This is a genomic window from Paenibacillus campinasensis (assembly GCF_002272015.1).
In the GTDB taxonomy this organism is placed as follows: Bacteria; Bacillota; Bacilli; order Paenibacillales; family Paenibacillaceae; genus Paenibacillus_AQ; species Paenibacillus_AQ campinasensis.
In genome coordinates, this window is the sequence record NZ_NPBY01000003.1 from 233526 (window position 1) to 259590 (window position 26065).

Below are 26065 nucleotides of genomic sequence, written 5' to 3' on the forward strand. Positions count from 1 at the left end.
GCATGAACAGAGTTGATGTGAAAGAGAAGGCGCGCGCCAGAGAGCTGCGTATCCTGAACAAATGGAAAGAAGAGGACACGTTCAAGAAATCGATCCAGCACCGCGAAGGTCGTCCGAACTATGTATTCTATGAAGGGCCGCCGACAGCGAACGGTGCTCCTCATATCGGGCACGTGCTTGGACGGGTCATCAAGGATTTTGTAGGCCGTTACCAAACGATGAAGGGCTATCAGGTTGTCCGCAAAGCGGGCTGGGATACTCATGGTCTGCCGGTAGAGCTTGGGGTGGAGAAACAGCTGGGCATCTCCGGTAAACAGGAAATCGAAAATTACGGCGTGGAAGCTTTTATCCAGAAGTGTAAAGCGAGCGTGTTCGAATATGAGCATAAATGGCGGGAGCTGACCGAGGCGATTGCTTACTGGACCGATCTCGATCACCCCTATGTCACACTGGATAACAATTATATCGAAAGTGTATGGAACATCCTGGCGACGATCCATGATAAGGGTCTTCTCTATCGCGGTCACCGGGTGAGCCCGTACTGCCCGTGCTGTCAGACGACACTGAGCTCGCATGAGGTTGCACAGGGGTATGAGGACGTCAAGGATCTGTCTGCAACGGCTAAATTCAAGCTGCATGACAGCGGCGAATATGTACTCGCCTGGACGACTACCCCTTGGACGCTTCCGGCGCACGTGGCGCTGGCAGTCAATCCGGATATGGACTATGTTCGGGTACAGCAGGAGGACGGCGTATACATCGTAGCCAAGAATCTTGTGGACGATGTTATGAAAGGTGAATTCACCGTACTGTCTGAACTGAAGGGCGCGGAGCTGGTTGGAAGAAGCTACACCCCGCCGTTCAGCTACATCAAGGCGGAGAAAAGCAATGTGATCGTGGGCGCTTCCTTCGTTACCGATGCCAGCGGTACAGGGATTGTCCATATGGCGCCTGCGCACGGTGAGGACGATTACCGCGTCTGCCGGGAGAATGGCATCAGCTTTGTGAGTGTAGTGAACGGGCAAGGCCGTTATAACGACGAGGTGACTGATTTTGCGGGACGGTTCGTGAAGGACTGTGATCTGGATATCGTGAAGGCTCTTTCGGAAAAAGGGCTGCTGTACAGCAAAGAGAAATATGAGCACAGCTATCCGTTCTGCTGGCGCTGTAAATCTCCGCTCCTCTATTATGCGATGGAGAGCTGGTTTATCGAGACGACAGCGGTTAAAGACAAGCTGATTGAGAACAACAATTCCGTCACCTGGTATCCGGGCCATGTGCGTGAAGGCCGGTTCGGCAAATTCCTGGAGGATCTGGTGGACTGGAACATCAGCCGGAACCGCTATTGGGGAACGCCGCTGAACGTATGGGTGTGCAGCTCCTGTGACGGGCAGTACGCGCCGCACAGCATCGCTGATCTTCGCGCCAACGCTGTAGGGGAAGTGAGCGAGGATCTGGAGCTTCATAAGCCTTACGTTGATGAGGTGAAGGTGAAGTGTCCGCACTGTGAAGGCGGCGTGATGGAGAGAACGTCCGAGGTGATTGACGTATGGTTTGACAGCGGCTCGATGCCGTTCGCCCAATACCATTACCCGTTTGAAAATAATGAGACTTTCGAACATCAGTATCCGGCCGACATGATCTGTGAAGGCATCGACCAGACGCGCGGCTGGTTCTACAGCCTGCTGGCGGTATCCACCTTGTTTACAGGCAAAGCGCCGTATAAAGCCGTTATGGCTACCGGCCACATTCTGGACGAGAACGGACAGAAGATGTCCAAATCCAAAGGCAATGTCATCGATCCTTGGGAGATCATCGAGGAATACGGAACGGACGCCTTCCGCTGGGCGCTGCTGGCCGACAGCGCGCCTTGGAACAGCAAACGCTTCTCGAAAGGCATCGTCGGAGAAGCCAAATCGAAGGTCATCGATACGCTGGTGAACACCCATGCCTTCCTGACCCTGTATGCCGGCATTGACGGTTATGACCCGGCGAAGCATCAATTCCAAGGTTCGGAGAACAAGCTGGACCGCTGGATTCTGTCCCGCCTGAACAGCCTTGTGCTGGTCGTTGACAAAGGGCTGGCTGTGAATGACTTCCTGAATGCAGCCAAAGCGATCGAGGCATTCGTTGATGAGCTGAGCAACTGGTATATCCGCCGCTCCCGCGATCGCTTCTGGGGCAGCGGACTTGGCGAGGATAAGCTGGCCGCTTACGGCACGCTGACGCATGTGCTGCTGGTGCTCTCCAGAGTGATGGCGCCGTTCACGCCAATGCTGTCTGAGGACATCTACGTCAACCTGGGCGGCGGAGAGAGCGTGCATCTGGCGGACTTCCCGCAAGCGGACGAAGCGATGATCGACCAAACGCTGGAGCAGGATATGGAAACGGCGCGTCAGATCGTGGAGCTGGCCCGCAACGTGCGGAACGAAACGGGCATCAAGACCCGTCAGCCGCTGTCGGAGCTCATTGTGTCCATGGACCGCGAGTTCGATCTGTCCGGCTATGAAATGATTATCAAGGATGAGATCAACGTCAAGGGCATCGTTGTGGAAACGAGCGACAGCGGCTTCGTGGATTTCACGCTGAAGCTGAACCTGAAGGTAGCCGGGAAGAAATACGGTAAGAACGTTGGCTTCCTGCAAGGCGTCCTCAAAGGCATGAGCAGCGAAGAGACCCGAGCGGTTGTTCAGAACGGCGGTGTCGAGGTTGCCTCGCCGGAAGGCGAGCAGCTGAAGATTACTTCCGAAGAGCTGCTCGTGGAGAAGAAAGCGAAGGAAGGCTTCGCCTCAGCTTCCGGATATGGACTGACGGTGGCGCTCAACACGGACATTACACCGGAGCTGGAGCAGGAAGGCTGGGTGCGTGAAGTTGTTCGTGCGGTGCAGGACACGCGCAAGAAGCTGGATCTGCCGATTGAGAAAAGAGTGGCGCTTACGCTGGATGCCGATGATGAGCTCAAGGCGGCGATTACCGCCTTTGAAGAGGTGCTGCGTGAGAACGTGCTGGTCACCGAAGTGAAGTTTGGACAAAGCGCCGATATGGAGCGTGTGGAGCTTGGCGGCAAAACGATCGGCATTCTGATCGACTAATCGCAAAAGCCCGCTTGTCTCTTCTATCCATTAGATAAAAAAAGACCATCGACATGGTGCCTCCGGGAGGCTGCCATGGTCGATGGTCTTTTTGGCGTTCATGCGCTGTCAATGTCCGTGCAGAGGTACGGGGACGTACGCATGCACTGGCAAAACAGACGCTTCATCGGTGCCGTATGCAGGAATGAGCGGATACATTATTACACATAATAGCAGCACAATGGGCTATACGAGCGGTATCCCGGATTGGCTTCGGAGGAGCAATGGATACGGCAATGCAGCAATGCGAGTCAAGCGAGCGGCATCAGGCGTCATTTATCCGATGACTATTCCTGGAACAGCCGCTTGCTGCAGCGATTACGAACACCGCCGCCGGCCGCGGAAAGGGGGCTTGTCTGTCCGATGTCGGATCAACAGAAATCAGAGGAGAAGCAAGAAGCAAAGCCGCAAGAACCAAAGGCAGGGCAAGACGTACGGGAGGAAAACAGCTCCGTATCGGATGAGGAACGGCTTCAAACCATTCATCGTCTGACGACTGATATCGCTCAGCAGCTTGAGAAATCCCGTATCGCGGACTATACACAGCTGCTGCATCGGCCGTGGAGACTGGTTGGTCTGAACCTGCTGGCAGGGACTGCTCGCGGGGTTGGGATTGCGATCGGCTTTACTTTTTTTGCTGCCACCATCATTTATCTACTTCAGGCCCTTGGCGCCTTGAATCTGCCAATCATCGGCGATTACATTGCGGATATTGTCCGCATCGTTCAACGTCAGCTTGAACTGACCTAATCACAGCAAGAAGATGGGGGTCAGGGGGCAGGTCAGATTAACGTGTCGTCATCGTCTTCCCCGGGCACATTCGGATCAAGCAGGAAGCTGCCTTCCCCGCGCTGGATATATTCCACATATTGCGGACTCCGGACGAAGAATACATCGGTGCCATCGATGTTTGTAGCCACAAAATTTTCATATACCTCCACAAAGCCGCCCTGGTCATCTTCATGCTCGATGTCCATTTCGTTATAGCTGTCGATGTTGTTGCCTTCGGCCAAGGCGGGCGAGTTGGAGTTGCCCCAGCTTTCGACGATCTGCCAGGCGTCCTCTCCGTCAAAGCCGGAATATTCATGCTCATCGAGACTTGAGCGGCCAAACGGCGGATGAAGAAACTCCTCTTCCACGGGACGGTCATGGGAAGGATTTTGCCGCGGGTTGTCTTTCAGGCAGTACTGGGTGTCCGGAACAGCCTCCAGACGCTCGTACGGGATCGCTTCCCCGCAGATGATGCATGTGCCATAGCGCCCGTGATGGATCGCTTCCAGGGAGAAAATGACACGCTGCAGTTCCAGGTCCATCCGGTCCTGCAGGGCCAGATCCTTCTCGCGTTCATAAACCTCGGTCGCCAGGTCGCCCGGGTGGTTGTCGATATGTGATAATTCACCGGTGTAATCTCGTTCGGATTCCCCCATGCCGTGCTGATCATTATGCACCATGCGCGATTCCAGCTCGGCCTTGCGCTCCATCAGTCTCTGCTTCAGTCGGCGGATCTGTTCCTGAGTTAAATGCGACATGTCAGGCTCCTTTCATGGTCCGGTTATGGGCCGATTGTTGATATCTATAGAGTGCGCGCTAACCAGGGGTTTTACTGACGGAAAATGTTCGCGGGACTGGACAGGAATGGACGATGGTTCAGCGGCTGTGCTACAATAAGACGAGCAAATTTCCGCAAAAGCAACAAAGCATGAGCGGATGAGACAGAACGGAGTGAACATAGCGACGTGGTGTATTATGTGATTGCATTGATCGCATTTATAATCGATCAGGGGACGAAATTTTTAATTGCAAGCAGACTTGAGATTGGGGATAAAATTCCGGTTATCGGTGATTTTTTCCTGATCACTTCTCATCGTAACAAGGGAGCGGCGTTTGGCATTCTGCAGAATCAGCTGTGGTTCTTCATTATCGTCACCATCGCCGTTGTAGTCGGACTCGTCTGGTACTTGCAGAAGGTTCGCAAGGAAGAACGAAAGCTGCTGCCAACCGCGCTGGCACTTGTGCTCGGAGGCGCACTGGGGAATTTTATCGACCGCTTGCTGATGGGCGAAGTGGTGGATTTTCTGCAATTCAATTTCGGCAGCTATACGTTCCCGATTTTTAATGTTGCAGATTCCTGCATCGTGATCGGGGTAGGGCTCATTATACTCGACACCCTCCTTGAGGGCAGACGGGAACAGATGAAAGCACATCATGAAACGACAGGCACGGAAGGGAATGAATAGGCTTGCAGGAAGGTGATATGACAGCGGCGATGTGGGAACGGGCCGAGCATGAGGGCGAGGTTATGGAGTGGACGGCAGGACCTGAGGACGCCAAGACGCGGATTGACAAATATATAGCGGAAGCACTTGGGGATGAAGTGTCCCGCTCGCAGGTACAGCTGTGGATCAGCGAGGGCCATGTGACTGTAAATGGCGCTCCGGTGAAAGCGAACTTCAAGCTGAGTGAGGGGGACCGGATATCCGTTCATGTTCCTGAGCCGTCTGCGGTGGAGATTGCCCCCGAGGATATTCCGCTGGAGGTCGTATTCGAAGATCGCGACGTCATCGTGGTGAACAAGCCGCGGGGGATGGTGGTGCATCCCGCTCCGGGTCATCTGACCGGAACGCTTGTCAATGCGCTGATGTTTCATTGCAAGGATCTGTCGGGGATCAATGGCGAGCTGCGCCCGGGCATCGTGCACCGGATCGACAAGGACACCTCCGGCTTGATTATGGCGGCGAAGAATGACAAGGCGCATGCTTCCCTGGCTGCACAGCTGAAGGATCATAGCGTAACCCGAAGGTATATCGCCCTCGTCCAGGGGAATATCAGTCATGATCAGGGGACGGTGGACGCGCCAATCGGCAGAGATCCGCATGATCGCAAGATGTTTACGGTCACGGATCGCAACAGCAAGCATGCAGTCACCCACTTCACGGTGATGGAGCGCTTTGGCGATTACAGTCTCCTTGAGCTGCAGCTGGAGACCGGACGCACTCACCAAATCCGGGTGCATATGAAATATATCGGTCACTCGCTCGTCGGTGATCCCGTATACGGCAAGAGCAAGGGCATTAAAATGAACGGACAGGCTCTTCATGCTGCCGTGCTTGGATTTGTACACCCGTCAAGCGGGGAATATGTGGAGTTTTCTGCGCCGCTGCCTCAGGATATGGAGGATCTGCTGGCGTCATTGCGGAGCCGGTAACGGCTCCTTTCTCATTTGTTCGAGAGGCCCCTGCTTATTGCGGTCCTGCTCCGGGATATGATATAGTGGACGTAATTCTAATGTTAAAGGAGGTGGGCCAGGATGAATTTCGAGAAGGTGAACAACCGTATTAACCAGCTGCCAATCGCGATGGCTGGTATTGTTCATGCTTTTTCCGACAACGGGAGAAGTCTGTCCAATTCCATGATACGTGTTGTAACATCTTCGAGAAGTTGCCTGCCTGCCTTTACGGATATAGCCTGATTTGAGATCAGGCTTGTTTACCAAGGCCGGGGAGCTTGCTCCCTGGCCTTTTTTTGATGTGCGTAATGCAGAGTGCAGGTCTTCTCCAATGACAAAAACCGCTGTGCGGGAGCTTGGTGCTCATCCGAACAAGCGATTTGGGAGGAACCTGAACATGAATATTATCACTGCAAAAAACTTGACCAAATATCACGGCGCCAATCTGGTGCTTGACCATCTTGCTTTTGACATTAAGGAAGGGGAGCGAATCGGTCTGATCGGCCTCAACGGCAGCGGCAAATCAACGCTGATGCGCCTTATTGCAGGCGTAGAGCAGCCGGATGAAGGGCAGATTATGATCCGGAAGGATGCCCGTATCGGCTATTTGGCTCAAACCTTGGCAGATCACGGCCAGCGCACGGTGCTGGAGGTGCTGTCTGCCGGGCTTCAGCAGCTGACAGACTGGAAAGCCGAAATGACGGAGCTGGAGCGGAGTATGGGCGATGCCGAGATTCATGCGCAGCCGGATGCGCTAGATCGAATCTTGAAGCGGTATGCCTCGCTGCAGGAGCGCTTTGAGCGCGAAGGCGGCTATGCGATGGAGGCGAGCATTGACAAAATCGCTTCCGGGCTAAGCATCGCCAAGAGCAGTTATGGCCAGCCGTTCGGATCGCTGTCTGGCGGAGAGCAGACCCGGGTTGCGCTGGCGGCGATGCTCATTGTCGCTCCTGATATTTTGCTGCTTGATGAACCGACGAACCATCTTGATCTGGAGAGAGTGGAGTGGCTCGAATCCTTTTTGAAGGAATATCCGGGAACGGTGGTGCTGGTGTCGCATGATCGTTATTTTCTTGACCGGACGGTGACCCGGGTGATGGAGATTGAGGATGGCGAGGGATTCACGGCTGAAGGAGGCTATACCGCTTATATCGAGGCCAAGGAGAAGCGGCTGCTGCAGCAGTTCGAACTGTATCAGGAGCAGCAGAAAGTGGTGGCCAAGATGAAGGAATCGATCAAGCAGCTGGAGGAATGGGGCCGAGTCGGAGGCAACGAGAAGTTCTTCAAACGGGCGGCTTCCATGCAGCGGGCGCTTGATCGGATGCAACAAGTGAAAAGGCCCGTCCTGGAGCGCCGCAGAGCCGAGTTTGAGCTTGAGCAGCAGGACCGGTCCGGCCGCCGCGCAGCTGAATTCGCAGGGTTGTCCATGTCCTTTGGCGGCAAGGATGTGCTGAAGGAGATATCGGGACTGCTGGAATACGGGGAGCGGGTTGTGCTGCTTGGCGCCAACGGCAGCGGCAAATCAACGCTGTTCAAACTGCTGCTCGGTCACCTGGAGCCGGATGCTGGAGTAGTTCAGCTGGGCGCCCGTATCGAGGTCGGCTATTTGGCGCAGCAGGAGGAGCCAGCCGAACCGGGGCGGACCGTTCTCAAATATTTTCAGGAGCTGGCAGGCGTAAGCGAAGGGGAAGCACGCGGCATACTGGCGCGGTATCTATTCTATGGGCCGGCGGTGTTCCGGAAGCTGGGCAATCTGTCCGGCGGGGAATGGACTCGGCTGAGATTGGCGGTGCTGGTGCAGCGGAAGCCGAATCTGCTGCTGCTGGATGAGCCGACGAATCATCTGGACACCGCCTCCAGAGAGGCGCTGGAAGAAGCGCTTCAGTTATACGGCGGTACCGTTCTGGCTATTTCCCATGACCGTTATTTTGTAAATCGGCTGGCGGGGAAAGTATGGGAGTTGAAGGATGGCCAATTGACCGTGTACCACGGCAACTATGAAGCTTACCGGGATAAGAAGCTGAAGATGGAGCAGGCTATAGTAGGATGGACTCCGTCTCAAGCGGCTTCTTCTAGCAAGCACCAGGCAGCGCCCGTCCAGCGGTCTGTGTCAACACGGGGCGATGATGGGATGAACAGTCCGGAACGTCTGGAAGAGGAGATCTCTGCCCTGGAAACGCAAATTCAGGCGCTTGATCGCAAGCTGGAGGACGCAAGCCTTGATACAGGGCAGCATCATGCTGACGTGTCCAGGCTCGAAGCGATCTGGAATGAGCGGAATAGGCTGCAAATCCGGCTTGATGAGCTGATGGCGAGATGGGTGGAGATATCATAGCCTCGCCGGCGTGGGGGCAACCCTAATTTGGCAGAAGGAGACTGACTTAAATGTACAAATCATCTGATATAAAATGCATGGCTCTCACCATGTTTTTAGGGCATATTTAGGGTGACTATGATCGCTAGAGTAGGAGATGAATACGAACCATGAGTATTGAAAAATATCAAGAAACTTATATTCAGCAAAATTTTGCAGACCGTATCGGTGGGGCGGGCTATGGCAAGGACACCGCGATTTATAAATTCGAGAAAATCAAAAGAGCCAAAGCGGCTGCCAAGCTTGAGCATCCGGATACTGAACTGATCGACATGGGTGTTGGCGAGCCTGATGAAATGGCCGATGCAGGCATCGTTGCCAAGCTTGCCGAGGAAGCTGCCAAGCCGGAGAACCGGGGATATGCCGATAACGGGATTGCCGAGTTCAAGGAAGCGGCGGTACGCTATTTGAAAAACGTGTTTCAGGTTGATGGCATTGATCCGGCAACCGAGGTGCTGCATTCGATCGGCTCCAAGCCTGCGCTGGCCATGCTGCCTTCCTGCTTCATCAATCCGGGCGATGTGACCATTATGACGGTGCCGGGTTATCCGGTTCTGGGTACGCACACCAAATACCTCGGCGGCGAAGTCTACAACGTAGAGCTGAAGAAGGAAAATGCGTTCCTTCCGGATCTGGCTTCCATTCCGGAGGACATTGCCCGCCGCGCGAAGCTGCTGTATCTGAACTACCCTAACAATCCGACCGGTGCCAGCGCGACCGTAGAATTTTTCACCGAAGTGGTGGAGTGGGCCCGCAAATACGGCGTTGTTGTAGTGCATGATGCGCCTTATGCAGCGCTGACTTATGATGGATTGAAGCCGCTTAGCTTCCTGTCGGTACCTGGTGCGAAGGATGTTGGTGTGGAGCTGCATTCCCTGTCCAAGTCATACAACATGACAGGCTGGCGTATCGGCTTCATCGCAGGTAATCCGCTTGTGGTGAAAGCGTTCGGCGATGTGAAGGACAACAATGACTCCGGGCAATTCATCGCCATCCAGAAAGCTGCGGCTTACGGTCTTGACAATCCGCAAATTACCGAGAAGATCGCCGAGAAATATTCGCGCCGTCACGACATGTTGGTAGAAGCGCTTAATGGGCTTGGATTCAAGGCCGAGAAGCCGAAGGGTTCCTTCTTCCTCTATGTTGAAGCTCCGAAGGGCATCAAAGGCGGACGCCGCTTCGAGTCAGGTGAAGACTTCTCCCAATATTTGATCCGCGAGAAGCTGATCTCCACTGTGCCTTGGGATGATGCCGGCCATTTCGTTCGTTTCTCCGTGACCTTTGAAGCGAAAGGCGAAGAGGAAGAGAAGCGCGTCATTTCGGAAATCCGCAGAAGATTGAGCGACGTGGAGTTTGAATTTTAATAAACCTAATGCATATGGGTGAATGATAGGTTTGCGACAGAATTCGACTTGATGACAGTTGACATCTCATACAGGGTCTGTCATAATGAAGTCAATCGAATAGCACCTTTAAATCAGTCCCGTGAGGCTGGCAAGGTAACGTGAACCGAGGTTCATTCTTTGAAGGCATCATTCTGTCTGCGGACAGCTTGCCATGCTTTCATACGCTCGCATGAAGTATACCCCCTTGCCCCCTGGGCAAGGGGTTTTTTGTGTGCAGAATGTTGTTGGCAAAATGAATGGAGAGACAAGGGATGACCCTGAACATAATAAGGGCTACTGATAGATTGAAGGAGGCTGTAATCGATGAGCAGTGAACAGCAGCATGTCATTATGGACGAAACGGCCATACGCAGAGCGTTAACCCGAATCGCCCATGAAATACTGGAAAAAAATAAAGGCATCGAAGACTGCGTGCTGGTGGGAATTCGGACCCGGGGAGTGTTTTTGGCCAAGCGGATCGCTGAGCGGATCCATGAGATCGAGGGCACGCCCATTCCTTGGGGGGAGATTGATGTCACTACCTACCGGGATGACCGCAAGGTTGACGGAGAGCTTCTCCAGCGGAAGGAAGGGGCAATGCTAAGTCCGGAGCTGAACATCCATGACAAAAAGGTGATTCTGTTCGATGATGTGCTTTACACGGGACGCACGATCCGCGCCGCGATGGACGCGCTGATGGATTGCGGGCGCCCGCGGGCGATCCAGCTGGCGGTGCTGGCGGACCGGGGGCACAGAGAGCTGCCGATCCGGCCGGATTATATTGGCAAGAACGTGCCGACTTCCAGGCAGGAGGAAATTGTAGTTGCGCTTTCGGAGATCGACGGCAAGGATGAAGTGACGATCATTCATGAAGAGAGGAACGATAGATCATGACAACGGCAATTTCACTTAAAGAACGCAGTCTGCTGGGGCTAAAGGATTTAAGCCGGGATGAAATCATGTCGATTCTGAATCGCGCAGCGTATTGGGATTCGCAGAGCGAGAAGGTCCTGCCGATCTTAAACCACAAATTTGTCGTGAACATGTTTTTTGAAAATAGTACGAGAACCCGCTTCTCGTTTGAAATGGCGGAAAAGCGCCTCGGCGCTGAGGTGATGAATTTTGCAGCCGCCGCCTCCAGTGTGGAGAAAGGGGAATCGATCTCCGATACGGTGCGGACGCTGGAAGCGGTGGGCGTGGACGCAGGGGTAATCCGGCTGAAGCCGGCAGGCGTCCTGCAGGAACTGGCTGAACGCGTATCGATTCCGCTCGTGAATGCCGGTGACGGAAATAACGAGCACCCGACACAGGCGCTGCTGGATTTGTATACGATGAAGCAGGTGTTCGGCGAGTTTAGCGGACTGACGGTTTCGATCATTGGGGACATTAAGCATAGCCGCGTAGCACGCTCGAACCTGTGGGCGCTGCAAAAGCTTGGAGCCCGCGTACAGTTCTGCGCGCCAGAGACGATGATGGCTCCCGAGCTTGCCGTACATGCGCCTTATGTCTCGATGGAGACGGCAATGAAGGCGGATGTGGTGATGATGCTGCGAGTACAGCTGGAGCGCCACAGTGAAGGGGTGTTCAAATCGAAAGCGGAATACCGCGAGCATTACGGGCTGACAGAGGAAAGAGCCGCAGGGCTGGCAAGACATGCGATCATTATGCACCCTGCTCCATTCAACCGGAATGTCGAGATCGACGATGCGGTGGTGGAAAGCGAAAAGTCGACGATCTTCAAACAAATGTCCAACGGTGTGCCGATCCGGATGGCTGTCATTGAACGAGCCATGAAGGGCTAAGCAAGGCAGATCATCATTTTTGACGCACTTTTCTAATAAATATACACAAAAGTGAATTTTTATTATACAATATACAGGAAGCGAGCCGCGCTTCTGCTGCGGAGGGGAACAATGGTGCAAATTATAAAAAACGCAAAGGTGCTAAATGAACAGGGTCAGCTCGAAACCAAACATATCGTCGTGAAAGACGGGCGGATCGAGGCGGTCCTCGGAGAAGGAGCGGATGTACCGGTTCAGGACGGCAGCGTTCAAACGATAGATGCGCAAGGAAAGCTGGTTACGCCGGGATTCATCGATATGCATGTTCACCTGAGAGAGCCTGGATACGAGCACAAGGAAACGATTGAAAGCGGCAGCCGCTCGGCGGTAAAGGGCGGATTTACAACGATCGCTTGTATGCCGAACACGCGCCCGGTAACGGATACGCCGCAGACGGTGGAGCTTGTGCTTGAGAAAGCCCGCCAGGCCCAGATGGCCAAGGTGCTCCCTTATGCGGCGATCACGAAGAACGAGCTGGGCCGTGAGCTGACGGACTTTGAAGCTTTAAAGTCGGCAGGGGCCATCGGATTTACGGATGACGGCGTCGGGGTCCAAAGCGCCCAGATGATGAAGGATGCGATGAAGAGAGCGAAGGCTCTGAACATGCCGGTCATTGCGCACTGTGAAGATGATTCCTTGGTGAAGGGAGCGTTTGTCACGGAGGGTAAATTCGCGGAGCGCCATGGCCTGAAAGGCATCCCGAACGAATCCGAAGCGATTCATGTCGGAAGAGACATCCTGCTTGCAGAAGCAACAGGGGTACACTACCATGTGTGCCATGTCAGCACCGAGCAGTCGGTCAGACTGATCCGGCAGGCCAAAGCGATCGGCATCTCCGTAACAGCCGAGGTGTGCCCGCACCATCTGGTGCTCTCGGATGAGGACATTCCAGGGCTTGACGCCAACTGGAAGATGAACCCGCCGCTTCGCTCGCCGCGTGATGTGGAGGCTTGCATTGAAGGGCTGCTGGATGGGACGCTCGATATGATCGTGACCGACCATGCGCCGCACAGCGTGGAGGAGAAAGCGAAAGGGATGGAACTGGCGCCGTTTGGCATCGTAGGCTTCGAGACCGCCTTCCCGCTGCTCTATACGCGGTTTGTAGCGACTGGCAAATGGGAACTGTCGTTCCTGGTGAAGCGGATGACAAGTGATCCGGCTCGTGTGTTCGGGCTTGACAGCGGTGTGCTGACACCGGGAGCGCCGGCGGATTTGACCATGATTGATCTGGATTTGGAGAAGGAAGTTAACCCTGAACAATTTGCAACGAAAGGTCGCAATACACCGTTTACCGGCTGGAAGCTCAAGGGTTGGCCCGTGATGACCTGGGTCGACGGACAAGTAAGATGGTCGGAGCAAGACGGATTTTAATTGGAACACTTAGGCGGCTGCCCTCTTAAAATAAATTACACATAGATGACAGGAGTGATCGGGATGCAGGCAAGATTGTTACTGGAGGACGGAACGCTGTTCAGCGGAAAATCCTTCGGCGCGGATGCTGAAATGACCGGGGAGGTTGTTTTCAATACAGGAATTACAGGATACCAAGAGGTGCTAAGCGACCCATCCTATTGCGGTCAGATCGTCACAATGACATACCCTCTGATCGGCAACTACGGCATTACGCGGGATGACTTCGAATCGATTCGCCCGTTTGTACATGGGTTCGTCGTTCGCCGTCATGAGCCTGTACCGAGCAACTGGCGTGCGGAGTATAGTGTGGACCAACTGCTCAAGGAGTACGGCATTCCAGGGATCAGCGAAATCGATACCCGGATGCTGACCCGAATCATTCGTCACCACGGCACGATGAAAGGGATTCTGACAACCTCCAACAAATCGGTGGAAGAGCTGAAGGAAATGCTCGGCGATACTTCGATTGCAGAGCTGCGCAATCAAGTGGCCAGAACATCGACTCCGCAAATGTTCGCCAGCCCAGGCGCCAAGGAACGGATCGTGCTTGTTGATTTCGGTGCGAAAAGCGGGATTTTGCGCGAGCTGACCTCCCGCGGCTGCGATGTCATCGTCGTGCCGCACAACGTAACGGCCGATGAAATTCGCAGGCTTCACCCTGACGGCATTCAGCTGTCCAACGGTCCTGGGGACCCGAAAGATGTGCCTTACGCCGTAGAGATGGTGAAGGAACTGCTCGGCGAATATCCGATCTTCGGCATCTGCCTGGGCCACCAGCTGTTTGCCCTTGCTGCCGGAGCGAATACGGAGAAGCTGAAGTTCGGTCATCGCGGCGGAAATCATCCGGTGAAAGAGCTGGCCAGCGGACGCTGCTTCATCACGTCCCAGAACCACGGTTATACGGTCAACGAGGAATCGATTCAGGGAACGGATCTTGAAGTGACGCATATCAACAACAATGACAAAACGGTAGAAGGTCTGAAGCACAAGAAATTCCCGGCCTTCTCGGTACAATATCACCCTGAAGCTGCACCTGGTCCTCATGACAGCAGCTATCTGTTTGATGACTTCCTGAACATGATCAGAGAGCATAAGAAGAATGAAATTCGGAAGCCGCGCCAAGCAGAGATGGTCGCAGCCGTGAAAGGAGCACGCTAACATGCCTAGAAACGAACAGTTGAAAAAAATACTTGTCATCGGCTCCGGCCCGATCGTGATCGGCCAGGCGGCAGAATTTGACTATGCCGGTACGCAAGCGTGCCAGGCGTTGAAAGAAGAAGGGGTCGAGGTGGTGCTGATCAACAGCAACCCGGCGACCATCATGACCGATACCAACATGGCGGATAAAGTATACATCGAGCCCATCACGCTGGATTTTGTAACGCAAATCATTCGTCAGGAGCGCCCGGACGGATTGCTGCCAACACTCGGTGGCCAGACCGGTCTGAACATGGCGGTGGAGCTGGCGCGCGCCGGCATTTTGGAACAGGAAAATGTGAAGCTCCTCGGCACACAGCTGGACTCGATTGAGAAGGCTGAAGACCGCGATCTGTTCCGTGAACTGATGCGCGAGCTGGAGCAACCAGTGCCGGAGAGCACGATTGTGACCACGCTGGAAGAAGCGCTGGAATTTGCACAGGAGATCGGCTATCCGCTGATCGTGCGCCCGGCTTATACGCTTGGCGGAACAGGCGGCGGCATCTGCGCTACAGAGGAAGAGCTGCGCGAAACGGTCAGCTCCGGCCTTCGCTACAGCCCGATCAGCCAGTGCCTGGTTGAGAAGAGCATCGCAGGCATGAAGGAAGTGGAGTATGAGGTCATGCGCGATGCCAACGATAACTGTATCGTTGTGTGTAACATGGAAAACTTCGATCCAGTCGGCGTTCACACCGGCGACAGCATCGTGGTTGCACCGAGCCAGACGCTGTCGGACAGAGAATATCAGATGCTGAGAAGCGCCTCGCTCAAAATCATCCGTGCGCTCAACATCGAAGGCGGCTGCAACGTGCAGTTCGCGCTGGATCCGAACAGCTATCAATATTATGTCATTGAGGTTAACCCGCGGGTAAGCCGTTCCTCGGCGCTTGCTTCCAAGGCAACAGGTTATCCGATTGCGAAAATGGCGGCCAAAATCGCCATGGGCTATACGCTGGATGAAATCGTCAACCCGGTGACAGGGCAGACCTATGCCTGCTTCGAGCCGACGCTCGATTATATCGTCAGCAAAATCCCGCGCTGGCCGTTTGATAAATTCACGCAGGCCAACCGGAAGCTGGGAACGCAGATGAAAGCGACAGGCGAAGTGATGGCGATCGGCCGCACGTTCGAGGAATCCATTCATAAAGCGGTGCGTTCGCTGGAGATCGGAGTTCATCGTCTGTACCTGAAAGATGCAGAGACACTGAGCGACGAGGTGCTGAAGGAGCGTCTTGTGAAAGCGGACGACGAGCGGATGTTCCTGGTGGCGGAAGCATTCCGCCGTGGCTATACGCTGCAGGAAATTCAGGATCTAACGAACATCGACTGGTGGTTCCTTGACAAAATCGAGGGTCTGATCCAGTTCGAACAGCATATCCGCAGTGAAGCATCCTTGACTTATGAAACGCTGTATCAAGCCAAGCGGCTTGGATTCACCGACCGCGCCATTGCCGAGCTTCGCGCCGAAGGCAAGGCGAGCACGCACATTACGGAAGCATCGATCCGCTTCCTTCGCCATGAGCACGGACTTCGTCCAGTATACAAAATGGTGGATACATGCGCAGCGGAGTTCGAAGCGACAACGCCATACTACTACTCGACCTATGAGACCGAAAATGAAGTGACGCACTCCCAGAAGGAGAAGGTCGTTGTCCTTGGCTCCGGTCCGATCCGGATCGGTCAGGGCATCGAGTTCGACTACTCGACGGTCCATGCAGTATGGGCGATTCAGAATGCCGGCTACGAAGCAGTTATTATCAACAATAACCCAGAGACGGTATCCACGGACTTCAATACCTCCGACCGGCTGTATTTTGAGCCGCTGTTCTTCGAGGATGTTATGAATGTCATCGAACAGGAGAAGCCGATCGGCGTTATCGTTCAGTTCGGCGGTCAGACGGCGATCAATCTGGCCGAACCGCTGAGCAAGGCGGGCGTCAACATTCTCGGTACGAGCCTCGAGAGCATTGATGAGGCAGAGAACCGTAAGAAGTTCGAGGCGCTGCTGTCCAGACTGAACATTGCGCAGCCGAAAGGAAGCACGGTCACCTCGGTTGACGAGGCGGTGGGCACTGCACAGTCTCTGGGCTACCCGGTACTGGTCAGACCATCCTATGTGCTTGGCGGACGTGCGATGGAAATTGTGTACTCCGATAGCGAACTCCTGAACTACATGGAGCAGGCCGTCAAGATCAATCCGGAGCATCCGGTGCTGATCGACCGCTACATGCTGGGCAAGGAAGTGGAGGTCGACGCGATCTGTGACGGCGACACGGTGCTCATCCCGGGCATCATGGAGCATGTGGAGCGCGCCGGGGTTCACTCGGGTGACTCGATCGCCGTGTACCCGCCGCAATACCTGTCGGAGGAGCTCAAGCAGAAGATTACGGAGATCACGATTAAAATCGCCAAAGAATTGAATACTCGCGGACTTGTTAACATCCAGTTCGTTATCTATAAAGGCGAAGTGTACGTCATCGAAGTGAATCCGCGTTCCTCACGGACGGTTCCGTTCCTGAGCAAAGTGACCGGCATTCCGATGGCGAACCTGGCGACCCAGGCCATTCTCGGCACGAAGCTGAAGGATCTCGGTTACGAGGAAGGCATGTGGCCTGAGAGCGAGCATGTATCTGTCAAGGTGCCGGTATTCTCCTTCGCGAAGCTTCGCCGGGTAGAGCCGACGCTTGGACCGGAAATGAAATCGACGGGCGAAGTGATGGGCCGCGATGTCAAATATGCGAAGGCGCTGTACAAAGGCCTGATCGGGGCAGGAATGAAAATTCCTTCCTCCGGCGCGATTATCGCGACGGTTGCCGGCAAGGACAAGGCTGAAGCATGCGAGCTCTTGAAGGGATTCCACAAGCTCGGTTACAAAATCATCGCCACCGGCGGCACCGCCGCAGCTTTGAAGGCGTCGGGACTCGATGTGACGACGATCAACAAACTGTCGGAAGGCACGCCGAATATTCTGGACATGATCCGCACCGGAGAAGCGAACTTTGTCTTCAATACGCTGACCAAAGGGAAGACACCGCAGCGTGACGGCTTCCGGATTCGCCGGGAAGCGGTTGAGAACGGGGTTGTATGCATGACCTCGCTGGATACGGTTCGCGAGCTGCTGACGATGCTGGAGACGATCAACTTCTCCTCTGAAGCGATGCCGGTTTAACCGATAAGGAGGGGAATATGACAGCCAGTTATGAACAAATGGCGGGCCGCCTGATGGTGGCCCTGGATTACCCTGACGCCGGGCAGGCCAAGGAGCTCGTGCGCAAGCTGGAAGGCATCCCTTGTTATTTGAAGGTCGGAATGCAGCTGTTCTACACGGCCGGACCGGAGTTTATAAAGGAACTGAAGAGCAAAGGATATCGTGTGTTCCTCGATGTGAAGATGCATGATATTCCGAATACCGTAAAAGGCGGGGCTCACAGCGTAACCCGGCTCGGCGTGGACATGTTTAATGTCCATGCCGCCGGCGGGGCTGCGATGATGGAGGCGGCAAAGGCCGGGGCGGAAGCTGCAGTGGCAGACACCCCGGGGCTTGCCATGCCTGTCATCATTGCGGTAACGCAGCTGACCAGCACCACCCAGGCTGTGATGAACGAGGAGATCGGCATCCCGGGCGCTGTGGAGAACACCGTCGTTCGTTATGCCTCGCTTGCCAAGCAGGCAGGATTGCACGGCGTAGTCGCATCCTCCCTGGAAGTTCCGGCAATCGCCGCAGCTTGCGGAGATGACTTCAAGACGGTAACGCCGGGCATTCGCCCAGCGGGAGCGGATATCGGTGACCAAGCGAGGGTGCTGACGCCGGGGGAAGCCATCCGTAGCGGCAGTCACTACCTTGTGATTGGCCGACCGATTACGGGGGCAGCAGATCCGAGACAAGCAGCAGAACAGATGATCGAGGAGATGATTCAAGCGTGAGTACATTAACGAACATTCCGGAGAAAATCGCAGCGTATCTGCTGCAGATCGAGGCGGTGTCCCTGCGTCCGCATCAGCCGTTCACATGGACATCCGGCATCAAGTCGCCGATATATTGTGACAACCGGCTGACGATGTCTTACCCTGAAATCCGCGATGTCATCGCGGAATCGTTTGCGGCCATCATTCGCGAGCAATATCCGGAGGCCGAAGCGATTGCGGGAACAGCGACAGCTGGGATTCCCCATGCTGCATGGGTGTCTCAGAAGCTGAACCTGCCGATGTCTTACATCCGGGATAAAGCGAAGGGGCACGGAAAAGAGAACCTGATCGAAGGCCTGATCAAGCCGGGGCAAAAGGTCGTTGTCATCGAGGATTTGATCTCCACCGGCGGCAGTTCGCTCAAGGCGGCGCAAGCGGTGAAGGATGCAGGTGCAGAGCCGCTGGCCGTGCTGGCAATATTCAGTTATCAGCTGGATAAAGCGGTACAAGCCTTCGCTGAGGCCGGCATTCCGCTGCAAAGCTTGTCCAATTACACCGCGCTGATCGATGTGGCATTGTCCGAGCAGCGTATTCAGGAGCAGGATGTCGCGCTTTTGCAATCATGGAGAGCGAATCCGTCAGCCTTTGGCGTATAAATCATAAATCGGATCGATGATTGATCCATCGTTATGTGAGGGTTGTGAAACGGTTGTCTGCAGTTAGTAAACTGCGGGCAGCCGTTTTTTTTAAAATTGTTCCCTGCTGACATGATTTGGCTGCATGGGGAGTATGACATATGATATCTGCTATTGCTCATTTTGATACTCATAACATATGATTAGTAAGTAAAATAAAGAATACTATTGTGAATTTCGCCTTAATTTTATACTATATTAATATCTGAAGTATAAAAATGGGAATGAGGAAGCGTGGATTATTTTAAAGACCAAGAAGGCATAAAGACTTAGAAAGTGATGTCGCAGGCACAATCACGAACTGACATGAACAGAAAGGATTGCAGGACATGAGCCGAAAGAAGGAAGAGGTGCTTCAAACAGGGAGGCGTTTGTTTGTGGAGCATGGCATTATCGATACCAGTATGGAGCAGATCGCCGAGGCGGTGCCGGTATCCAAAATGACGATATATAACTACTTTCAGAACAAGGAAGGGCTGCTTGATCAGATTGTGGATCGGATCGTGAACGAGATGATGAAAGAGTACCGTGATATCGTCGATCATGCCAATAGCCCGCTGGAGGCGCTTGATCGGTTAACCAAAGAGCGCGAACGATTCTCGGTCCATGTTAGCGACAAGTTTATATCCGACCTGGCCAAATTTCCCGATCAGATGGAGAAGCTGATCCGCTTCAACCAAGAGCATGTGGTCCCCGAATTCGAGATGCTGATCTTCAAGGGACAACAGATGGGACAAATTCGCAAGGATATTTCTCCCCAGGTGCTGGTGGCTTTTTTGACATTTATCAAGGAATTCTCAGCGCGAACGGAATGGTATCAGGGGCTCGGCAGCCTGAATGCCATCAGCGAGCAGCTTTCCACGATCCTATACTACGGCATTATAGAGCGGCCGGAAGGCGAGCCGAGCAGCAAAGAGAAGTCTGACTGACGGCCATATGCAACCCGATCAACAATAATATTTAGAAGAAGGGGCTGGACAATCTGGCATTGTATTATAAGGAAAGTGGAGATCGTGAATCACAACGGGTCATCGTCTTTTTGCATGGCGGCGGCGTGGGCGGCTGGATGTGGGATGGGGTGACGGACTATTTTCAGGACAGTTATTGTCTTATTCCGGATCTGCCAGGACATGGCCGGAGCGCGGGAGAGCCCTTTGTATCCATTAGCGATACGGCCGCTTATCTTAATCGCTGGATAATGGATCTCGCTAAGGGAAGAGAGCTTGTGGTTGCCGGTTTCTCGCTAGGCGCACAAATACTCGTTGAAATGCTGGGACAAGAGCCGGAGCTGATGGATTATGCGATCATTAACAGTGTGCTGACAAGCCCGCTTCCAGGAGCCCGTGTCTTTACGCGGCCGCTGATCGGGTTAACCTTCCCTCTCGTTCGAAACAGGTCATTCTCCAGACTGCAGGCTCGGACGTTGTACATATCAGACGCGGATTTCGAGAAATATTATGAGGAATGCTGCCGGATGGAGAAGGAAACACTGCTGTCCATCCTGGAGGAAAATATGTCTTTCAAGGTGCCATCCGGCTTCAAGAAAGCGACCGCCAATCTGCTGGTTACCGTAGGGGAGAAGGAGAAAAGTGTCATGAGGCGTTCTGTACAGCAATTGATGAGCCTGCAGGAGCGTGCTGCCGGGATCATGTTCCCGGGGGTTGGACATGGTGTGCCGCTGGCGGATCCGGCGCTTTTTCACCGGGTGGTTCAACGCTGGCTGGCAGACGGAACGATCGCCAATGAGGTTATTCGTGTTCAGACTTAACAGTCCAGCAGATCTGGACCGAGACATCTGACCATCGCATGCTGCGAAGGGTGGATGTCTTTTTACGTTTAAGGGTGGCCCGAAGTCGGTTGATTCCTTCTTCCTATAGCGGTTTATGTTTAGATAACGCAATATTTGGGTAAAAATCCCTAGAAATTTAGGGCCAGGATTTGGTAGAGCCAGTGAGGAAGTCTACCCTATAATATATAGGATGAATTTAAGGTGCTGTTTATGGTCAAAGGAGGGAGCAGCTTGGAGCAGGCTCGCATACAGATCAGGTTAACCGGAAAGCAGTTTTTTGTGTTGACCGGGATTACGGGGGCCAAGGCTGTCGTAGGTCTTGAAGATCCATTTCGCGGAACGCTGGCCGAAGAGATGCCGGCAGAGGTTGCCCGAATTGAACAAGAGTTGGAGGAGGCCGGGTACATCAGATTGGTTGACGGTGAACCCGAGCTTGTGCCTCAGCTTCTGGAATACATAGAGATTTGTAGCCGCGCGCTGCTCACGATTCATCTCGCGGTGGATGATAAACAGCTCGTGGTGGATGATAAACAGCGCAGCCGAAGCAGCGAGTGCTTCTTCTATTACAGCGCTGACGCTGTTGTTAAGGCTGAACTGAAATATATCGACCACATGCTTATGTACGAGCTAGAGGAGATTGGAACCCCTGCTGAGGCCTGGATGAAGATCATGTCCAGCTTGAATCTGCAAGAGCGTCCTAAGCGGTGCCCGGAGCAGCTCAAGCTGCCGAAGGGGAAACTCTGGCAGTGGCTCAACGGAGAGCAGGAAGCTTCCGGCGCAGCGCAGACATTGCGGAAGGAAGGGAGCTCAGAGCAGGCCGTCACCCGGCTGGCCGAGGCGGTGAAGGCTCCGGAAAGCTATTCCGCGTTCACGGCGTATTACCGGCTGCAGCATGATTGGCGGGTAGAAGGGATCGAGCTGCTGAGAGGCCGGGAGGCCAACTGGGTCGTTCGGCCCGACGATCGCCATGATCAGATACGGGAAGCCTCTGTGATGGAAATTGTCAGGGAACTCGGAGACGTCATCTCCCGTATAAAATAACAGACAGCGTTCATACATGTACAAATTATTATCTGTTCGATATGGAGGTTGCCTTTTATTATGACCAGAATACGCGTGACGCCACAATTATTGAATGAGCAAGGTGTTCAGCTATCCGCTATTGCGAGCGAGGTTCAGCAGCTGCAGGAAAGAGTGCAGCAGCGGATTCAAGGCATGGCCTGGGAATCGCGCCACCGTGCACAGGTGGAGCAGCGTCTGGCCCAGTGCCGGGCAGCATGTCAAGCAGTCGTCGCCAGACTTGAACAGAATCGGACACAGCTTGTGAATAAAGCGAGTGTTTTTGCCCAGACAGATCAGTCTACAGGGAACAGCCTTGCTTTTGGCAAGCAGGCGCTGGTGCATGTCAGCCCGCATACCCTGCTTCAAAGCAGCTATGCTCAAGGGAATAACCGGGCGCAAAGCTCCAAGCCACCGGTGACGGCAGCTGGCGTGGAATTCGATGCGCTTGCGCCTTTTGGCGGCGGGGCCAGCATGTGGGCAGCCAGTCCCATCGCTGCAGCCGGCACCCTGCTAGGGACTGCGACGGCTTCAGGGACGATGTACAAATATTGGGACATGTACCGCAAAGGCTTTGGCGTATGGCTGTCCAAGGACCACCGGGGCAGAACTAGAGCAAACATCAGCAACGGTTTTCTGGCGAACATTCGCAAGAAATCATATGCGGAGCATAACTGGAAAAATCATCCGAGGATTCCGAAATACGTTCTACCGTCGGCAGCCGTCAAGGATTCGCTAAGCTGGAAGGGCGGCAAGCTCGGCTATGCCGGCATCGCCTTGACGACGGTGGGCAACTTCGCCTCCAATATCAAGAATAAGGAAAACGGGGCCAAAATCGCCGGCGATGCTGTGGTTGATGTCGGGGTAGGGGTTGGTACAGTGGTTGCATCCGCAGCGGCTGGCGCCAAAGCGGGCGCCCTAATTGGCACCGCTGTAGGCGGTCCAATTGGAACCTTGGCTGGTGCCGCCATTGGCTTTGGCGTGTCGGTCGGGGCTTCCTATGTGATGAACGGTATTAAATTCGCCGATGTCGACGGCGATGGACAGAAGGACAGCGTTACAGATACGTTGAAGATCGGAGCAGAGAAGCTGGGTTCAACCATTGCCGGTTGGTTCAAATAAGGGGGCTTACTTTTAGAGATGGATATTTCGGAGAAAGAGCAGGAACGGTTTCATTTTCGGTTGATTCCGCCTGAACAAATTCGGGGGGGCGTTGTATGCTTTCTGCTCATTATGCTCATTCCGCTGCTGGTCACGCTGGCTGCGCCGATGCTTTCCCCATATTTATATTCAGCTGCGATCTTGTATGCTGTCATGCTGGGCTGGGGAGTTGCAATCAGCGTCAATCCATACCGCTATGAGGCTGTATTTACGCTATATATGGGCATTTATGGAGCGGCGCTGGCTGTGACGAGTGAGATCGCCATTCTGAAAATGATGTATGACATCGCCCGTGTAGAAAGTCCGTGGTACGGCGCCAGTTCCGTCCTCCTTATGGCTGCGGCTGGCTTGTTGTTCGGCCTGCTTCATATCAGAGCGGTTCGGCGCGGGACGTACCAGGAGATGGAGCGCAAAGGTTTGAACCGGGCAGGGAAGGCCGCCTTGCTGCTTGCCTCGATCGGTTATCTTGCATATTATCTCGCGACCGCCTTTTTCGGCGAGTTGGGCAGCATGGTGCTGGGGATGGCCGGCTTCTCAGTGCTGCTGATCTTCGGACTGTATGTAGCCGTTGTATTTATACATCGCTACCTATTTATTAGACGCAACATGGATAAGCTCAGAGCGCTGTATCCGGCGTTGGGGCTGCCTAAGGAAGAGCGGGAGGCCGCATATATGCGGGCGAGGAATGAAGCACAAGCCACGGCGAAGCGGCATCGGCAAAGCAAGAAAAGGAGGAGATCATGATGGGGAATCCGCAGACGCTGCTGCCAAACGGATCGATAGTCATTTTGAAAGAAGGGGAGAAGAAGCTGGTGATCTACGGCAGAAAGCAGATACTGGCTGTCGACGAGCCGCAGATGTTCGATTATTTGGCTTGTCCGTACCCTGAAGGATATATCAGCCCGGAGTTCAGTTATGTCTTTAATCATGAAGATATTCAGACCGTCGTGTTTACAGGCTATCAGGATGAAGAAGAGGACGAGTTTCAGACCGTGTTAGCCAACGCGGGCGAGTCTTAAGCATAAAGTTGGAGGTGATTCGATGTCTGGCCGTATTTTGGTTTCGCCTGATGATCTGCGCAGGGCGGCCGCAGAGGTACGCAGCAGCAGCCAGCATGGCGGTGAGCTCGTATTGCGGCTGTCCCGGATTATGGAGACGTTGAATGCGGAATGGGAGGGCGTGTCGCAGCAGCGTTTCGCGGCAGAGGCTGCGCAGACTAAAGCTCAGCTTCAGCAGTTCATCCAGATGCTCCAGGGGATGGAGCAGGAGCTTGTTAGCATTGCCGCCCGATTCGCGGAGGCGGATGCGCAGAAATAAGGCCTTCCTTCGATCGGCTGCAGCCATATTGATGGGGCGGCCGTTTCTTTTTTTATGCCGCGTATGTGTGAATCTTCCGCAGATGGGGCATCCTATACAGCATTAGCATATTCAGCCGGGTAAGGAGACATCGAGATGAACTGGATTTATTACGGGAAGCTGTATACAAGCAAATTTCAGGCAGGATGCTTGGCCAAAAGGCTGGAGCAGGACGGCTGGCTGTTCGGGTATCAAGATCCGCAGCTGGTGGAAGTATACCGCTCCAGAAAAGGACGTTACGGCGTCCGTTTTCTTCCCTAAATCAAAATTCCATCAAAATAGCTCTTGACTTTCGCTGAGTAGTTGATGTATATTTATTATTGTCGCTGTTTCGTAATACAATGTCGCGGGGTGGAGCAGTTCGGTAGCTCGTCGGGCTCATAACCCGAAGGTCGTAGGTTCAAATCCTGCCCCCGCAACCAATTTCTATAATGGTTGTTGTCCTTATATGAATATGTTGTTTCAGGGCCCTTAGCTCAGTTGGTTAGAGCGGTCGGCTCATAACCGACTGGTCGGGGGTTCGAGTCCCTCAGGGCCCACTTTCAAGAAAAACCCTTGCGCTGCAAGGGTTTTTTGCTATGTGTGGGGTTGTTGGAATGAAGTGCTTGATGGTGATTCAAAAACAGGGGAAATGGATTTGCTAACAGCGGTCCTTGAAATCATCAGTAAAAAAAGACCCCATCAACCAAGTAAGGTTAATGGGGAGCAGCGTTACTTATTCTAAATTATCTATCGCGTATTGTGCTTCTTCCTTCGTGAACTTCTCACCGTATTCCGAAATCAATTGATCGTAAATGGCCGAATCGGACATGCTCATAAGTTCTGCGTAGGATTGCGCCTTTTTCAATGCATTTTCTTTCCAATCAACTACAACGTTATCGATAGCATATTGAGCAGCTTCTGCGGGGAAATTCTCTCCGTATTCAGAAGTTAACTGATCGTAGATGCCTGCCTTTGACATATTCATAATTTCAGCATAGCTTTCCGCTTTTTTTAATGCGGCTTTATACTCTCTAGGGACATCCGCTTCTTTTGGTTCTTCTTTTGGTTCCTCTTTCGGTTCTTCCTTCGGCTCTTCCTTCGGCTCTTCCTTAGGTTCCTCTTTAACATCCTCTTTGACACTGGTTAGTTCAACATTCGCTGCGGTATCAGGCTCAGACGCTACTTCCTTGTCAGGTGCTGCTTGTTTAGGTTCCTCTGAATTTCCGAGATTACCTATAAGCCCGACGAGAATAACAATGAGAAGCCAGAACCACCATTTCTTATAAATTGGCTTATTCAATTCGTATTTCCCCCACTTTCCAGATATTATGACATGAAATAGTCTATCAGACCTAGGAATATTTTTCTATATAAATGCAGTATTATTTACCAATTTTCTTAGATGGAATGAGTTGATTGAATCAGCGGAAGTAATTATGAGACTCAATATGGACTTTGGAGGCGATTTTCCTTGCGCTTAAATTGTTTTTATCTATGGAACCAGAACATCAATGCCTTCCAATGATATAATTAGGAAGGATTTACATAAT

General features: G+C 53.5%; 24 protein-coding genes and 2 tRNA genes. 24 read left to right on the forward strand and 2 right to left on the reverse strand.

All coding sequences use genetic code 11. From position 1 onward, the window contains the following. Window positions 1–2: 2 nt before the first annotated feature. Both ileS and CHH67_RS01415 read left to right on the forward strand, forming a co-directional pair. Window positions 3–3092, forward strand: coding sequence for an isoleucine--tRNA ligase (ileS, locus tag CHH67_RS01410; RefSeq protein ID WP_095263182.1), 3090 nt, complete (start codon window positions 3–5; stop codon window positions 3090–3092). Between the two features lie 402 nt (window positions 3093–3494). Further along, a complete protein-coding gene (locus CHH67_RS01415) occupies window positions 3495–3881 on the forward strand; it encodes a DUF5665 domain-containing protein (RefSeq protein ID WP_095263183.1) in 387 nt (128 codons plus the stop codon). 32 nt (window positions 3882–3913) lie between these two features. On the opposite strand, the gene CHH67_RS01420 is transcribed toward CHH67_RS01415, so the two are convergent. Further along, on the reverse strand, window positions 3914–4660 hold the full coding sequence (locus CHH67_RS01420) for a TraR/DksA C4-type zinc finger protein (protein ID WP_095263184.1): 747 nt from the start codon (window positions 4658–4660) through the stop codon (window positions 3914–3916). A gap of 207 nt (window positions 4661–4867) precedes the next feature. Here CHH67_RS01420 and lspA point away from each other — a divergent pair, with 207 nt between their 5' ends. From lspA to CHH67_RS01520, 22 genes are all read left to right on the forward strand, one after another. Beyond that, window positions 4868–5368, forward strand: a complete 501-nt coding sequence (lspA, locus tag CHH67_RS01425; protein ID WP_095263185.1) for a signal peptidase II — start codon at window positions 4868–4870, stop codon at window positions 5366–5368. A 17-nt stretch (window positions 5369–5385) separates the two neighbouring features. After that, window positions 5386–6336 (forward strand): RluA family pseudouridine synthase, encoded by a 951-nt coding sequence (locus CHH67_RS01430; RefSeq protein ID WP_095263220.1) that lies wholly within the window; start codon window positions 5386–5388, stop codon window positions 6334–6336. 102 nt (window positions 6337–6438) lie between these two features. Next, window positions 6439–6600, forward strand: a complete 162-nt coding sequence (locus CHH67_RS26065) for a hypothetical protein (protein ID WP_176475445.1) — start codon at window positions 6439–6441, stop codon at window positions 6598–6600. A gap of 154 nt (window positions 6601–6754) precedes the next feature. Next, window positions 6755–8692, forward strand: coding sequence for a ribosomal protection-like ABC-F family protein (gene abc-f, locus CHH67_RS01435; protein ID WP_095263186.1), 1938 nt, complete (start codon window positions 6755–6757; stop codon window positions 8690–8692). A gap of 149 nt (window positions 8693–8841) precedes the next feature. Beyond that, window positions 8842–10095, forward strand: coding sequence for an LL-diaminopimelate aminotransferase (locus CHH67_RS01440; protein WP_095263187.1), 1254 nt, complete (start codon window positions 8842–8844; stop codon window positions 10093–10095). Between the two features lie 345 nt (window positions 10096–10440). Further along, window positions 10441–11010 (forward strand): bifunctional pyr operon transcriptional regulator/uracil phosphoribosyltransferase PyrR, encoded by a 570-nt coding sequence (gene pyrR, locus CHH67_RS01445; protein ID WP_095263188.1) that lies wholly within the window; start codon window positions 10441–10443, stop codon window positions 11008–11010. Then, window positions 11004–11918 carry an aspartate carbamoyltransferase catalytic subunit gene (locus tag CHH67_RS01450; protein ID WP_280523026.1) on the forward strand — a complete coding sequence of 305 codons (915 nt, stop codon included), beginning with the start codon at window positions 11004–11006 and terminating at the stop codon, window positions 11916–11918. Before pyrR ends, CHH67_RS01450 begins: the two co-directional genes overlap by 7 nt. A 111-nt stretch (window positions 11919–12029) precedes the next feature. Continuing rightward, on the forward strand, window positions 12030–13328 hold the full coding sequence (locus CHH67_RS01455) for a dihydroorotase (protein ID WP_095263190.1): 1299 nt from the start codon (window positions 12030–12032) through the stop codon (window positions 13326–13328). A 63-nt stretch (window positions 13329–13391) separates the two neighbouring features. Further along, on the forward strand, window positions 13392–14528 hold the full coding sequence (carA, locus tag CHH67_RS01460) for a glutamine-hydrolyzing carbamoyl-phosphate synthase small subunit (RefSeq protein WP_095263191.1): 1137 nt from the start codon (window positions 13392–13394) through the stop codon (window positions 14526–14528). Window position 14529: 1 nt separating this feature from the next. Further along, window positions 14530–17736: a carbamoyl-phosphate synthase large subunit gene (gene carB / locus CHH67_RS01465; protein ID WP_095263192.1), complete on the forward strand. Its 3207-nt coding sequence runs from the start codon at window positions 14530–14532 to the stop codon at window positions 17734–17736. Window positions 17737–17753: 17 nt separating this feature from the next. Beyond that, window positions 17754–18491, forward strand: a complete 738-nt coding sequence (gene pyrF, locus CHH67_RS01470) for an orotidine-5'-phosphate decarboxylase (protein ID WP_095263193.1) — start codon at window positions 17754–17756, stop codon at window positions 18489–18491. Beyond that, on the forward strand, window positions 18488–19129 hold the full coding sequence (gene pyrE, locus CHH67_RS01475) for an orotate phosphoribosyltransferase (RefSeq protein WP_095263194.1): 642 nt from the start codon (window positions 18488–18490) through the stop codon (window positions 19127–19129). The genes pyrF and pyrE overlap by 4 nt, the downstream gene beginning before the upstream one ends. Window positions 19130–19497: 368 nt before the next feature. Then, window positions 19498–20097: a TetR/AcrR family transcriptional regulator gene (locus tag CHH67_RS01480; RefSeq protein ID WP_095263195.1), complete on the forward strand. Its 600-nt coding sequence runs from the start codon at window positions 19498–19500 to the stop codon at window positions 20095–20097. A 59-nt stretch (window positions 20098–20156) separates the two neighbouring features. Continuing rightward, window positions 20157–20936, forward strand: a complete 780-nt coding sequence (locus CHH67_RS01485; RefSeq protein ID WP_244908050.1) for an alpha/beta fold hydrolase — start codon at window positions 20157–20159, stop codon at window positions 20934–20936. A gap of 252 nt (window positions 20937–21188) precedes the next feature. Further along, the gene (locus tag CHH67_RS01490; RefSeq protein ID WP_244908051.1) at window positions 21189–21998 is read left to right on the forward strand and encodes a hypothetical protein; all 810 of its coding nucleotides are present in this window, start codon (window positions 21189–21191) and stop codon (window positions 21996–21998) included. A 60-nt stretch (window positions 21999–22058) separates the two neighbouring features. Then, window positions 22059–23138 (forward strand): WXG100 family type VII secretion target, encoded by a 1080-nt coding sequence (locus CHH67_RS01495; RefSeq protein WP_095263197.1) that lies wholly within the window; start codon window positions 22059–22061, stop codon window positions 23136–23138. Window positions 23139–23156: 18 nt separating this feature from the next. Then, complete coding sequence (locus CHH67_RS01500) at window positions 23157–23921, forward strand: hypothetical protein (protein ID WP_095263198.1); 765 nt, start codon at window positions 23157–23159, stop codon at window positions 23919–23921. Next, on the forward strand, window positions 23918–24196 hold the full coding sequence (locus tag CHH67_RS01505) for a DUF4176 domain-containing protein (RefSeq protein WP_176475446.1): 279 nt from the start codon (window positions 23918–23920) through the stop codon (window positions 24194–24196). Before CHH67_RS01500 ends, CHH67_RS01505 begins: the two co-directional genes overlap by 4 nt. A 22-nt stretch (window positions 24197–24218) precedes the next feature. Then, entirely contained in the window at window positions 24219–24494 is a 276-nt protein-coding gene (locus CHH67_RS01510; RefSeq protein ID WP_095263200.1) for a WXG100 family type VII secretion target, read from the forward strand. Window positions 24495–24629: 135 nt separating this feature from the next. Continuing rightward, a complete protein-coding gene (locus CHH67_RS26070; protein WP_176475447.1) occupies window positions 24630–24794 on the forward strand; it encodes a hypothetical protein in 165 nt (54 codons plus the stop codon). Window positions 24795–24878: 84 nt separating this feature from the next. Next, window positions 24879–24955: transfer RNA gene (locus tag CHH67_RS01515), tRNA-Met, on the forward strand. A 43-nt stretch (window positions 24956–24998) separates the two neighbouring features. After that, window positions 24999–25072, forward strand: a tRNA-Ile gene (locus CHH67_RS01520). 176 nt (window positions 25073–25248) lie between these two features. On the opposite strand, the gene CHH67_RS01525 is transcribed toward CHH67_RS01520, so the two are convergent. Next, window positions 25249–25815, reverse strand: a complete 567-nt coding sequence (locus CHH67_RS01525) for an Ltp family lipoprotein (RefSeq protein WP_155617303.1) — start codon at window positions 25813–25815, stop codon at window positions 25249–25251. Between the last annotated feature and the right edge of the window lie 250 nt (window positions 25816–26065).